General features: G+C 49.6%; 9 protein-coding genes. 3 read left to right on the top strand and 6 right to left on the bottom strand.

Going from position 1 to position 12,934, the window contains the following annotated elements:
- Nucleotides 1–14 precede the first annotated feature (14 nt).
- Both groL and ACXMYH_RS06960 read right to left on the bottom strand, forming a co-directional pair.
- Nucleotides 15–1,640: a chaperonin GroEL gene (gene groL / locus ACXMYH_RS06965; RefSeq protein WP_118296864.1), complete on the bottom strand. Its 1,626-nt coding sequence runs from the start codon at nucleotides 1,638–1,640 to the stop codon at nucleotides 15–17.
- Nucleotides 1,641–1,670: 30 nt separating this feature from the next.
- Nucleotides 1,671–1,955, bottom strand: coding sequence for a co-chaperone GroES (locus ACXMYH_RS06960; protein ID WP_015554836.1), 285 nt, complete (start codon nucleotides 1,953–1,955; stop codon nucleotides 1,671–1,673).
- Nucleotides 1,956–2,433: 478 nt separating this feature from the next.
- Between ACXMYH_RS06960 and ACXMYH_RS06955 the strand changes: the two genes are divergently transcribed.
- Together ACXMYH_RS06955 and ACXMYH_RS06950 are read left to right on the top strand one after the other, a co-directional pair.
- Nucleotides 2,434–2,841 carry a hypothetical protein gene (locus ACXMYH_RS06955; protein ID WP_118531758.1) on the top strand — a complete coding sequence of 136 codons (408 nt, stop codon included), beginning with the start codon at nucleotides 2,434–2,436 and terminating at the stop codon, nucleotides 2,839–2,841.
- A complete protein-coding gene (locus tag ACXMYH_RS06950) occupies nucleotides 2,838–3,605 on the top strand; it encodes an IclR family transcriptional regulator (RefSeq protein WP_118531760.1) in 768 nt (255 codons plus the stop codon). Before ACXMYH_RS06955 ends, ACXMYH_RS06950 begins: the two co-directional genes overlap by 4 nt.
- A gap of 72 nt (nucleotides 3,606–3,677) precedes the next feature.
- Here ACXMYH_RS06950 and pdxR read toward each other — a convergent pair whose 3' ends face one another.
- The gene (gene pdxR, locus ACXMYH_RS06945; protein ID WP_486555770.1) at nucleotides 3,678–5,120 is read right to left on the bottom strand and encodes a MocR-like pyridoxine biosynthesis transcription factor PdxR; all 1,443 of its coding nucleotides are present in this window, start codon (nucleotides 5,118–5,120) and stop codon (nucleotides 3,678–3,680) included.
- Nucleotides 5,121–5,126: 6 nt separating this feature from the next.
- Nucleotides 5,127–6,815, bottom strand: a complete 1,689-nt coding sequence (locus tag ACXMYH_RS06940) for a glutamine--tRNA ligase/YqeY domain fusion protein (protein ID WP_486555769.1) — start codon at nucleotides 6,813–6,815, stop codon at nucleotides 5,127–5,129.
- Between the two features lie 360 nt (nucleotides 6,816–7,175).
- On the opposite strand from ACXMYH_RS06940, the gene ACXMYH_RS06935 reads away from it, so the two are divergent.
- Complete coding sequence (locus ACXMYH_RS06935) at nucleotides 7,176–8,198, top strand: sugar kinase (RefSeq protein ID WP_118296870.1); 1,023 nt, start codon at nucleotides 7,176–7,178, stop codon at nucleotides 8,196–8,198.
- Between the two features lie 215 nt (nucleotides 8,199–8,413).
- Here ACXMYH_RS06935 and ACXMYH_RS06930 read toward each other — a convergent pair whose 3' ends face one another.
- Both ACXMYH_RS06930 and ACXMYH_RS06925 read right to left on the bottom strand, forming a co-directional pair.
- Nucleotides 8,414–10,276, bottom strand: coding sequence for a cadherin-like beta sandwich domain-containing protein (locus ACXMYH_RS06930; RefSeq protein WP_486555768.1), 1,863 nt, complete (start codon nucleotides 10,274–10,276; stop codon nucleotides 8,414–8,416).
- Between the two features lie 151 nt (nucleotides 10,277–10,427).
- The gene (locus tag ACXMYH_RS06925) at nucleotides 10,428–12,656 is read right to left on the bottom strand and encodes an N-acetylglucosaminidase (RefSeq protein WP_215702829.1); all 2,229 of its coding nucleotides are present in this window, start codon (nucleotides 12,654–12,656) and stop codon (nucleotides 10,428–10,430) included.
- Nucleotides 12,657–12,934 lie beyond the last annotated feature (278 nt).

The raw sequence follows: 12,934 nt of genomic DNA, 5'->3' as shown, positions 1-12,934 counted from the left end.
GGATCCGGAAGAAATTACATCATTCCGCCCATTCCGCCTGCGCCTGCCGGCATTGCCGGAGTCTCTTCTTTGATGTTTGCAACAACGGACTCTGTTGTAAGGAGTGTGGAAGCAACACTTGTTGCGTTCTGTAATGCACTTCTTGTAACCTTAGCCGGATCAAGGATACCAGCTTTGATCATATCAACAAACTCTTCGTTGTAAGCATCGAAGCCCTGGCCAACCGGAAGCTCTTTTACTTTATTTACGATCACAGCACCCTCAAGACCTGCGTTGGATACGATGTGGAATAACGGAGCTTCGAGAGCCTTTAAGATGATCTTTCCGCCGGTCTTCTCATCGCCTTCCATGCCGTTTACAAGAGCTGCAACCTTCTCTGCTGCATGAACATAAGCAGATCCGCCGCCTGCGATGATACCTTCTTCAACAGCTGCCTTTGTAGCTGCAAGAGCATCTTCCATACGAAGCTTTGCTTCTTTCATCTCTGTCTCAGTAGCAGCACCTACACGGATAACAGCTACGCCGCCAGCGAGTTTTGCAAGTCTCTCCTGAAGTTTCTCTCTGTCGAAATCGGATTTTGTCTCTTCGATCTGACCTTTGATCTGGGCAACTCTGTCAGCGATGGCTTTCTTGTCGCCGAGACCGTCAACGATGATCGTGTTCTCTTTCTGAACCTTAACGGATTTTGCACGTCCAAGCTGCTCCATTGTAGCATCCTTGAGGTCAAGACCGAGTTCATCAGAGATCACAGTACCGCCTGTTAAGATCGCGATATCCTTTAACATCTCTTTTCTTCTGTCGCCGTAGCCCGGTGCCTTAACGCCAACTACGCTGAATGTACCTCTTAACTTGTTGACGATAAGAGTTGTAAGAGCCTCGCCTTCGATATCCTCAGCGATGATGAGAAGCTTTGCACCTGTCTTAACGATCTGCTCGAGTAACGGAAGAATATCGTTGATGTTTGCGATCTTCTTATCTGTGATCAAGATATACGGGTCATCAAGAGTTGCCTCCATCTTCTCCATATCTGTGCACATATATGCGGAAATGTATCCACGGTCGAACTGCATACCTTCTACAAGGTCAAGCTCTGTTTTCATGGTCTTAGACTCTTCGATTGTGATAACGCCGTCGTTTGTAACTTTCTCCATTGCGTCTGCAACCATCTCGCCGACCTCATCGCTTGCTGCGGAGATTGCTGCAACTCTTGCGATCTGGTCCTTGCTGCTGATCGGCTCACTCATCTCTGCGATCGCCTTAACAGCTTCGTCGGTAGCTTTCTTCATACCTTTTCTTAATACGATCGGGTTTGCACCTGCTGCCAGGTTCTTCATACCTTCATTTACCATAGCCTGTGCAAGAACGGTAGCGGTTGTTGTACCATCACCGGCAACATCGTTTGTCTTTGTTGCAACTTCTTTTAACAGCTGTGCGCCCATGTTCTCAAACGGGTCTTCCAGTTCGATCTCTTTTGCGATCGTAACACCATCGTTTGTGATGAGCGGAGCACCGAAGGATTTGTCGAGAACAACGTTTCTTCCTTTCGGTCCGATCGTTACGCGAACGGTATCAGCAAGTTTATTTACACCAGCTTCAAGAGCTTTTCTGGCCTCAACGCCATATTTAATTTCCTTAGCCATGTTAAGATTCCTCCAATCAATAATAAGTGATTATTCGATCACTGCAAGAATATCATTCTGTTTTACGATGATGTAATCTTCTTCCTCAACTTTTACTTCTGTTCCGGAGTATTTGGAGTAGATGACCTTATCGCCCGGTTTTACCTGCATCTTGATCTCTTTTCCGTCAACAACTCCGCCAGGACCAACAGCGATCACTTCTGCCTGCTGCGGTTTTTCCTTTGCCTGACCCGGAAGAACGATACCGGATTTTGTGGTCTCTTCTGCAACTAACTGTTTTAAAACAACTCTGTCAAATAATGGTACTAATTTCATTACTGACTCCTCCTTGTCATTTTACAAGCTCTTGTGACCGCTCTGTAATTTTCAGTCACAATTCTTTTTTTCTTTTATCTTATTCAGTCTGACTAAGGTCTTTTCCCTGACCCCTCGTCACAAATCATGTTATAGCACATGTTGTTAGCACTGTCAAGTCATGAGTGCTAATTATTTTATGAAAAATTTGTGACCTATGAATTTTCTGCATTTTCCTCCGTCAATCGTTCAATATATATCAATTTACGCGGAGAATCTTCATACAGACAAGCCTTCCGGGAATCTTCCTGTTACAGTAGGCGGGCATGGAATGTCCGTATACTGTAAAAACTTTTCATTGGTTTTATACATTTTTTTAACTTTTTTCATAATTATCTCTTTCTTTTTCCCATGAATTCGATTATGATTATAAATAGCAGACTGGCGGCTGCAGGCAGGATCTTCGATCCTCTGGATGCAGCGGAAAGGAGAATGAACCATGTCAAAAAAGAAATCAGGCCTTCTTATCGCATTTGGCGCGATGCTCGGCGGCGCAGTTGCGGCCGGTATCTCCTACTATCTGAAATTAAAATCCTTCAATGATGAGCTCGATCAGGATTTTCACGAATACGAGGAAGAAGATTCCCCTTCTGATGAAAATGAAGAGAAAGCGGAAAATGCTCCGGAAAGAACTTATATTACGATCAACTCCGGAAAAGACGCAGAGACCGCCGATGATCCTGCAGCAGAAAAAAAAGAAGATCCCGATACAGCAGAATGTTCAGCAGCAGAGGGAACCTGCGAAACAGCAGCAGACAGCAGCTCTGCGGCAGAGGGATCTGCAGCAAATGAAAAAACATCCTCCGTTGTAGTTGAGGACGATACGGAGGAAGGAAAAACTGAATGATACAAAGTCTTCTCCGCTCCATGGAGCTATTAGAAGTTTTGAAAGAAAAAAACCGCAATTTCTCGATCGCGGAACTGGCGGAAGCGATGGAGCTTCCCCCAAGTACGGTACACCGGATCCTTCAGACATTCTGTGAGAAAAAGTATGTGATCCGCGATGACAGATCCCACACCTACCGGCTCGGTCCGGCACTTATTCCTTTAGGAAAGGCTGCCGCCAGAGGGATCCGTCTTCAGGATGCTGCCCACAGTATCCTGACGCAGCTCGCAAAGCAGACAAAGGAGGACGCTTATCTCGTGATCCCGGTCGGCAATAAGGGCCTTGTGATCGAGAAAGTCGATGGTCCGAGCCACTTAAAGGTCGTCGAGGAATTCGGCTACGAGATGTATATGCACTGCGGAGCGATCCGAAAGGTCCTCCTTGCATGGCAGACTCCGACCTTCATCGACGAATATTTCCGAACCATCATCATCCACGACCAGGCGTTCCCGCATGTCCGCCCAGATGATCTGCGCGAAGAGTTAAAAAAGATCCGCCAGGACGGCTACGCCATTACCCGCGGAGAATATGTCAACGATGCTGTCGGGATCGGTGCCCCGGTCTTCAACTCTGAGGGCGAGCTTGCAGGTTCCATCGGCATTATTGCCCCGGAGATCCGGATCGACTCTCCGGAACTTCTTGAGACCCAGAGAGATCTTGTCCAGTTTTATGCATCCGCCCTCTCCTCCGACCTCGGATACGAGAAGCACGATGTATTTCAATAGTCACTTTTGAATCTTCGGGATATACATTTTCAAATGTATATCCCTTTTTGTATCTTTTCCTCTATCCTTTTTTCACTCCAGCGCTTCGCGCAAAAGTTCCACGCCCTTCCGGATCTCCTCTTCTGTAAGTCCTGCATACCCAAGAACGATCGTGTGGGATTCCTTTGCCCGCCTTTCTTCCATACAAAATCCGGACAGACCGTAGACGCGGACCTTTTTTTCTTCTGCCTTCGCTAAAAGCGCCTGTTCCGCTTCACCCTTTCTGTCGGTCAGAAGAACATGAAGTCCCGCGTATTCCCCCTTGATCTCGAACCGTTTTTCCAATGGTTTTAATGCACCAAGGAGTACATCATGCTTTCCCTTGTAGATCTCGCGCATCCTGTTCAGATGGCGCTCGAAATATCCCCCGGAAATAAAATTCGCCAGGATCCTCTGATCGACTCTGGATACCGTCGAGGAATAAAATCTTCCCTTTTTGCGGTATACGGAAAGCAGACTTTCCGGAAGCACCATGTATCCCACACGGATCGCAGGGGCGATAGCCTTCGAAAAGGTTCCCATATACACGACCGAACCCGTCTGATCCATCCCCTGGAGCGCCGGGATCGGTTTTCCCTTATACCGGAATTCACTGTCATAGTCATCCTCGATCAGATACCTTCCGGGAAGCTCCCCCGCCCAGGATAAAAGCTCCTGCCTCCGCTTTACCGGCATCACGATCCCTGTCGGGAACTGGTGGGACGGCATCACATACGCGGCCTGCGCAGTCTGATCCTCAAGCTCTTTTACACAGAATCCATTCTTATCGATCCCCACCGGCAGGACTTTATGCCCCACGCCGGATAATACCCGGTACGCCTGTCGGTAAGTGGGATCTTCCATTGCGATCACTGCATCTTTTCCGAGCAGCTGGGAGAGCAGCATCAGAAGATATTCGTTTCCCGCTCCGATGATAATCTGGGATGCATCGCAGTTCACGCCGCGCGCCGCATGGAGATATTCCCGGATCGCCTCCCTGAGGATCAGGTCTCCCTGCGGATCCCCCTTCAAAAAAAGATCCCGGTCCTCCTCCTTCAGGACAGCACGGCTGATCTTTCTCCAGGTCGCATAGGGAAAGCCCTCCAGGTCGATCCCGCGCGGGGAAAAATCCACTTCCATTTTTTCCGAAAAGAGCTGCTCCCCGGCATTTTCCTGTTCCATGCCGGAGGACAGCTCTCTTTTCTGATCCGTTCTGGCAACGGCAGGCCGCGCCACCGGAGGAAAAATTCCGTCCAGTGACGCCGCAAAATAACCCTTTCGCGGAACTGCCTCAAGATAACCTTCCGACACCAGCTGCTCATACGCAAGCTGCGTCGTACTCCTGCTGACCTTAAGGCTCTTCGCAAGATCCCTGGATGAAGGGAGCTGCTTTTCCGGTCTTATATTGCCTTTTCGGATCTCATCTTTGATATATTGATAGATCTGTTCATACAGAGGCCTGTCCCCCTGTACATTTAACGGTACGATCAATTCCATAAATCTTTATTTCGGAAGCTTGAAGGAGCTCTTTAAGGAAACGATACGGTTGTATACCGGCTTTCCTTCCTCGCTGTCCTTGCAGTCTACACAGTAATAACCGTTTCTCATAAACTGGAAGCTGTCGTAAGCCTTTGCCTCCATGAGCTTCGGCTCTACATATGCGGTCGTGACGGTCTTGGAGTTCGGATTTAAGTTCAGGGTTCCGTCTGCGTTCAGCTTTCCTTTTTCCTCATCCACGATATTCTCATAGAGACGGCACTCGACTTTTCCGGCTGTCGGAACAGATACCCAGTGGATCGTTCCTTTTACCTTTCTTCCGGTAAATCCGGAACCGCTCTTTGTTTCCGGATCGTATGTGCAGTGGATCACTGTCACATTTCCGTTTTCATCCTTCTCAACACTGGTACATGTCACGAAGTAAGCTCCCATGAGACGCACTTCATTGCCCGGGAAGAGGCGGAAATACTTCTTCGGCGGATTCTCCATGAAGTCCTCGCGCTCGATGTAGAGTTCTCTTGAGAACGGAACCTCACGCTCGCCCATCTCCGGATTTTCAAGGTTGTTCGGGATACTTAACATCTCGGTCTGTCCTTCCGGATAGTTGTCGATCACAAGTTTGACCGGATCAAGAACAGCCATCATTCTCGGGCGTTTTAACTTCAGGTCCTCACGGATGCAGTACTCCAGCATCGCATAGTCGACGGAGCTGTTTGCCTTGGAAACACCGACGAGATCCACGAACATTCTTAAAGATTCCGGTGTATATCCTCTTCTTCTGAGAGCAGCGATCGTAACAAGACGCGGGTCATCCCAGCCGTCCACGATCCCGTCCTCAACGAGTTTTTTAATGTAACGTTTTCCGGTTACAACGTTTGTCAGGTACATCTTTGCGAACTCGATCTGACGAGGCGGATTCTCAAATTCACATTCTCTTACGACCCAGTCGTAGAGAGGTCTGTGATCCTCAAATTCCAGAGTACAGATGGAGTGTGTGATGTGCTCGACTGCGTCCTCGATCGGATGAGCGAAGTCGTACATCGGGTAGATGCACCACTTGTCTCCCGTGTTGTGGTGTGTCATATGGGCAACACGATAGAGGACCGGATCACGCATGTTGATGTTCGGGGATGCCATATCGATCTTCGCACGGAGAACCTTCTCACCGTCCTTGTACATACCGTTCTTCATGTTTTCGAATAACTGGAGGTTCTCCTCGATCGAACGGTCACGGTACGGGCTGTTTTTACCCGGTGTTGTGAAGTCACCGCGGTACTCCTTGATCTGGTCAGCAGAAAGATCGCAGACAAACGCTTTTCCCTTTTTGATCAGCTTTACTGCACACTCATACATTGTGTCGAAGTAGTTGGAAGCAAAGAACAATCTGTCCTCAAAGTCAGCGCCAAGCCACTTTACATCCTCTGTGATCGACTGTACAAACTCCGTTTTTTCCTTCGTCGGGTTTGTATCATCGAAACGAAGATTAAACTTTCCGCCATACTCTTTTGCGAGACCGGAGTTTAAGATGATCGATTTTGCATGTCCGATATGAAGGTAGCCGTTCGGCTCCGGTGGGAACCGGGTCTGGACATGGTCATATACTCCTTCCGCAAGATCTTTATCAATTTCCTGCTCGATAAAGTTTTTGGAAACTACTTCTTTTGTTTCCTCAGCCGGTGTCATATTCTCAGCCATATCAATTTCCTCCATTTCGTTTTTTCAATAACATGCCCGTACATCCTTCTATTTTCAATTTCCGCCGTATTTCCTTTTCCGGCAGGATCAGATATCGAACTGTTATAGATATAATACTAAATATTAGCACACTTTATCAAAGAATTAAAGGGGAAATTTTACAGGATTTACATCCTTGACTATGTTATCTTTCCTTTTTACCGGCAGGAATCTTCTGAACCGAAATTTCTGCCAATGAAAAAGGGTGAAAATTATTGACTGAAAATGTAGAAAATCCTTTGACGAATCTGTATTCAGGGATTATACTGTCCTTATAACCTGCTAAATTTTTCACAATATATAAAATCCGGAGGAAATGATATGGACAAGAATTCTTTCGATCTGATAACATTTGGTGAGATCATGCTGCGCCTTTCCCCGCCGCGTCATGCCCGCATCGTCGATGGCGATATCTTCGAAAAGCGTGCCGGCGGAGCGGAACTCAATGTTGCTTCCGGCGTTGCCCTTTTAGGACTTCGTACCGGTATCGTTTCCAAACTTCCGCAGAATGAGCTCGGAACCTTCATTAAAAACAGGATCCGTTTTGTCGGCGTATCCGATGACTATCTCGTCTATGACGACACACCGGATGCAAGACTAGGACTCTACTATTACGAGATGGGCGCTGCCCCGAGAAAGCCTACGATCGTCTATGACCGCCATCAGGCTTCCGTCACGAGGATCAAAATGAGTGAGATCCCGGATGACATCTACCACTCCGCGAGAATGTTCCACACGAGCGGAATTTCGTTAGCGCTCTGTCAGAACATGCAGAATGTTGCCGTGGAGCTGATCCGCCGATTCAAGGCCGCTGGAGCTACGATCTCCTTCGATGTCAACTACCGCGCGAACCTCTGGAGTGAGGAAGATGCCAGAAAGACGATCGAGGAGATCCTTCCGCTCGTCGATGTGCTCTTTGTCTCCGAGGAGACAAGCCGCCGGATGTTCAAAAAGACCGGTGACCTGAAGGAGATCATGAAGAGCTATGCCACTGATTATGGCGTAAAGATCGTTGCCACCACCCAGCGCACGGTCATCAGCCCGAGAAAACACAACTTCACTTCGATCGTCTACGACGCACGCTCTGATAAATTTTACACAGAGGCGCCTTACAACGACATCGATGTCATCGACCGGATCGGTTCCGGTGACGCCTATGTGGCCGGTGTCCTCTTTGGACTCTTAAAATACGGCGACCCTGAAAAGGCCATGCAGTTCGGAAATGCCACATCGAGCGTCAAAAACACGGTACCCGGCGATCTTCCGTCCTCCGATTTCAAAGAGATCGACCGGATCATCCGCGAACATCATTCCACAGGTCCGGTAAGTGAGATGAACCGGTAAGAAACAGCTGATTTTATCACATAAAACTTTTTGCACAAAAAGGTCTGAGTCTTTAATGCTGCTCAGACCTTTTTTATTCTATCATTCTCCATGTACACAACGTTTAAGCCGATCAGGCAAGTGAAAACACGCTTCGCGAGTTTCCCCTTGTTATCGCGACAGTCGCCAAGGTCTCGCGCAAGCGCGGACCTTGGCTCGTTGTTTTTTACATTTCCTTACAGATCCAGATCGATGAACTCGAAGCCATCATCATTCTCTGTCTTCTTACCAGGAGCTGCTTTCGCGGCTTCCGCTTCCTTCGCAAGATTTCTCGACAGATCTTTTTCCACATCTGCGACATTCTTTCTGACAGGTCTTGCCGGTCTCTCCGGTGCTGCTGTTCCGGTTTCTGCGGAAGGTCTTTCCGTTCTTACCGTTTCACGGGTTTGTACCGCCGGACGGCGTGTCTGTGCAGCCGGCTGTCTTCTGCGCGGCGCTTCTTCATTTTCCTCATACGGAAGTGTTTCTGTGCAGGCAGCCGGTCTTGCGGCCGATCTTCTCTCCGGTGCTTTCGCCGTCATTCCGGACTTTTTCGTTGTCTGCTTCCCGGACTTTCTGTTTTTCCGTCCGTCTTCGTAGTCATCATATTCGTCATCGTATCTGTCGCGGCCCGGGTTCTTCGGTGCCTTCGGCTTTCTGAGCAGAAGAACGACCACAATGATCACTAAGATAATGCAGAGTGCAAAGAGTCCGATCACAAAGAATCCGCGAATCTCATAGTCCTTTAACAGACTGTTGTAATCCTCCGCAACCTTTAAGTACTTGCTGCGCGCATCTGCCGCATCCGGATCCTGGAAATAACGCTGGAGCGTCATCTCTTTCTGATCATAGCGGTAGAAGCCTTCATCGCCATTTTCATTCCGGCCGTAGACTACACAGTATTCCGGAGCAGAATCTCCGCTGTCCTTCCAGATCCAGCCGTGAACCGTATGATCTCCGATATCGATGGTGCACTCGGCAAATCCATCCGGAAGAGCTGTTCCCTCAGGGATGCACTCAGGAGGAAGAACGACAACCGTCTTCTCCGCCATCTTGACGACCACATATGCGGATAATGTTCCGGTCTCACTGTTGTATACAAAGAAATCTCCCTTGCCGGTATCATCGGTCATGTAAAGCAGGGTCATTCCGGAATCATCTGTCGCTGCCTTTACGGTTCTTCCCTCATACTCGATCTCCGTCGCAGTAAAGCCTGACGGGAGTTCCGAATCATCAAAGGTATCCGCAACCGTCCAGTTGCCTTCCTCGCCGACAACACCGCCGCTTGTCTCAGTGGAATCCGCAGTTGTCTCCTCATCGGAAGATGCCGCATCGTCAGACTTTGTCACAACGATCGTGTACGTCTTTGTTGTCTCCCCGTCTTCCGCCGTAACGGTACAGGTGATCGTGTTCTCCCCGTCCTGAAGATCATCGTTTCCGCTGATGGCAACCTTTGCAGCTCCATCTTTTGCAGGTGCACTGACCGTTACGGAAGTCACATCGCTGGAAACCGCAGCCGTGTACTCCGTAACATCGGCGGAGAACGCCGGTTTCAGCGTACCAGGTGAGATTTCAAGGGATGACAGGGACGCATCTTTGGAGGAAGACGCCGCCGCATTGATCTTCACGGAAGCACTTCCGACATGGTCAAGTGTTACAGCCTTGGAATCTGCATCATAAACCTCCTGGGATGTCACCGTGATGGAGGAAGTTCCCGCCTTTAAGGCATTAAATTTCAGTGTAAAACTGAATACCTTCTGGTCTGCGGCTTCCGCAGAACCGGTCACGCGGACCGAACCGGCGCCGCCGTTTGCATTTGTTCCGCTGACAAATTCAAGGGCATCCGCATCATACTGGAGCATCACGTCCGAGGAACCGAGAGCTCCGTCCGAAGTGATCTTCATCGTGACAGATACCTGATCTCCCACCGAAGCGGTCGGGTCGGAAAATGAGAGTTTCCCGGAAGCCGCAAAAGAGACCATGGATCCTGCTGGCAGCAGCATGACCATCAGAGCGAACGCCAGCAGTCCTGCCGCCAGTTTTTTCATACATTGTTTCATATTCTTCTCCTATTCCAGCTCATTCAGACAAATACCTGATCTCCTGCCCGCAAAGGCAATGGGTAAATCACGGTCCCTGTCAGAATAAGCTCCTATATCATCTTGATCCAGGCATAGTCTTTCCAGAAACAGACCTGTAATACGTTTTGTTCTATCTTGACGCTGTCACAAGTTTTCCGCTGCCGGAGGCGCCTTCCGGGTACGAACCTGTACTTCCCGGATTCGTACTTCCGGAGGTACCGGTCGTGCCCGAAGATGTCGTCACGAGCTTTCCGGAGCCGGAAGCACCTTCCGGATAGGAACTCTGTGTCCCGGAAGTGCTGCTTCCCGGACCGGAAGTTCCGGAACTACTGCCGGAAGTGCTTCCGGAGCTCGATGTACCTGTCGAACCGCCAGGTCCCACCGTTGATCCGGACTGACTTCCCGCCGAGCTGCCCGTTGACGGGGAGACAACAGTTGTACTGCCGTTTCCGTTTCCTTTTGCAATGGAAACCTGGTATGTTCTCGTATCACCGTTTTCTGCCTTCACTACGATCTTAACGATTGTCGTTCCGCTGCCGAGACTGATCGTACCGGCTCCGCTGACAGTTGCCTTGGAGTCGATCGCCGTCGCGCGGATATTGACGGAGGAAACGGAAGAATCAACAACAAGGTCATATTTCTCCGTATCCTTGCTGAAAGTCGGTGTCAGGGAATATCCGTCGATCGTGATTCCGGACAGCTTATTGTTCGGGCTTCCGTTCACGGTCGGTTTCGCGCACGCTGTTTCCGGCATGTTATTGAACACCGGGATCTTAAAGACAAGTGCCTGTTTCTTCATCGCATCCGTATATGCTCTTGCGAGCTTCGCGCCCTCTCCGGCCGCGCCCTCCACGTTGGTCATATACTGGTGCTTGTACAGATTGCTGCCCTGCACATTAAACTTTTTTAAATAGAAGGTATCCTGTCCGTTTTTCAGGAAATTCTCGCTGTAGTAGGTCGCTCCGCCAATGATGGACTTCTCAATGGAATTCCATGGTCTGCCGTAACTTCCCGACTGGGATGCATACCAGAGTCCTCTTGTAATTGCAGACATGGATCCCGACGCAAAAGCGCCGACATTAAAGAAGTTATAATATCCTTCATAGCCTGCGGTCTTTCCTGAAATACTTCCCGACTTTCCGGTTCCCTGCTCCTGAAGGATCATCGCTCCGAGAACGTAAGGATTGACACCGGTCTGCGCAGCCGCCTTCATGATGATATCCACATAAGTCTGCCCGGTCGGTACCGGAGATGTGTTTGACGCACCGGTATTGTCATCGGTGATCGAGGATGCATCCATTCCCGGGCCGTACTCGACCTCCGGGAGTGCCGTCGTAATCACTTTTCTCTGGCTGATCGTGGAGCTCACTGTGGAACCAGGGCCCTCAAGACTCACGCCCTGACTGCCGGTACTGCCGGAGCTGCTTCCCGAAGAAGTTCCTCCGGATGTGCCCGTGCTCATTCCCGGTCCATAGCTCTCTCCCTGCTGGAGCGAGCCGGAAGTCCCTGTGCTTCCGCTGTTATTGACGACCGGAGAGTTTCCGGAACCGGTGGTCTCCTGCACGCTCTGGGTCGCCGCGGTTGTCGACTCCGGTGTTTTTTCCAGGAATGTTCCGGTGATCAGGCTTGTAAGTCCCTCTCTCGTCTGCGCATTGCTGTCGTAAGCATGATGCAGGAACTGGAACACGTAAGTATCATTCAAAAAGTTTCTCGGATCCATATAGTAGGCGACAATATCTTTTGATGCCGCCACCCAGGACGATCCGTCAAAGCCTGTCCAGATTCCGGTATTCCAGTCATAGGCACCGTACTCTGTGGATTTCCAGGAAGAAATGCTGGATTTTGATACCAGATTCGTTCCGACAGCTCCCTCCGCCGCCATCACGTCGCTCCAGTTCAGCCCCGTCTTCTGAGCCTGAAAGACCCAGGTCGGATGCTCCGTGTGAAGTGTCCGCAGAGACACCTTATAGCTTTCCGGGAATCCCTGACTGTTCAGATAATTCTCAAACGTGGAGTCATAGCTGTAGGACACCGGGAATTTAATATAATCTGACCGGACGTAGCCTTCCTGCGTCCCGGATCCGGAAGAAAACTGGATCTTATACCAGGTTTTTCCATCCGATCCGGCTGTCTCGGAGACCACCGTGACGGCCGCCCCGTAGGCCAGCTTTTTTACGACGGATCCCGTCGTCCCCGGTGTGCTTCTCACATTCAGGGTAGTCGCATTTACCGTCGCCGAACCTGTCGCCGCATACGCCAGAGACAGTCCGGATATCATCGTTCCGGTCCGAGCCGCGCAGTCCCCCAAAAGGACCGCTCCCAGCATCAGCGCCAGAATTCTTTTTTGTTTTTTTGTCATGTTTTTCTTCTCTCCCACTGCCGGTTTCGTGATTTTTTGCATAAAACCGACATCATACCCATTATAATGACAAAGGCACTTTTCTGTCAACCGCGCAGGGAAAACTTCACACAAATTCCAAATATTGCCGCATTTTCTTAAGGGTTTTGTAAAAGTTTGGTTAAATAGAATGTGCCTCGGCACATTCGTGCGCCTCACGCGGTCGCTTGCGACAATCTTCATCTTCGCGCGAGTGTGCATCTTAGGCACGCAGTGCCTTTTTTTAACAGGAAGTTCCA

It is taken from the genome of Pilosibacter sp. NGB245, from assembly GCF_057397225.1.
The sequence above is the reverse complement of the archived record's forward strand: the minus strand, read 5'-3'. Positions and strand labels throughout refer to the sequence as shown.

Excerpts from the sequence above, each read along its gene's own strand:
- ACXMYH_RS06940 (WP_486555769.1), bottom strand. The coding sequence starts at position 6,815 with ATGGCTGAGAATATGACACCGGCTGAGGAAACAAAAGAAGTAGTTTCC.
- ACXMYH_RS06950 (WP_118531760.1), top strand. The coding sequence starts at position 2,838 with ATGATACAAAGTCTTCTCCGCTCCATGGAGCTATTAGAAGTTTTGAAA.
- ACXMYH_RS06955 (WP_118531758.1), top strand. The coding sequence starts at position 2,434 with ATGTCAAAAAAGAAATCAGGCCTTCTTATCGCATTTGGCGCGATGCTC.
- groL (WP_118296864.1), bottom strand. The coding sequence starts at position 1,640 with ATGGCTAAGGAAATTAAATATGGCGTTGAGGCCAGAAAAGCTCTTGAA.
- pdxR (WP_486555770.1), bottom strand. The coding sequence starts at position 5,120 with ATGGAATTGATCGTACCGTTAAATGTACAGGGGGACAGGCCTCTGTAT.
- ACXMYH_RS06935 (WP_118296870.1), top strand. The coding sequence starts at position 7,176 with ATGGACAAGAATTCTTTCGATCTGATAACATTTGGTGAGATCATGCTG.
- ACXMYH_RS06925 (WP_215702829.1), bottom strand. The coding sequence starts at position 12,656 with ATGACAAAAAAACAAAAAAGAATTCTGGCGCTGATGCTGGGAGCGGTC.
- ACXMYH_RS06960 (WP_015554836.1), bottom strand. The coding sequence starts at position 1,955 with ATGAAATTAGTACCATTATTTGACAGAGTTGTTTTAAAACAGTTAGTT.
- ACXMYH_RS06930 (WP_486555768.1), bottom strand. The coding sequence starts at position 10,276 with ATGAAACAATGTATGAAAAAACTGGCGGCAGGACTGCTGGCGTTCGCT.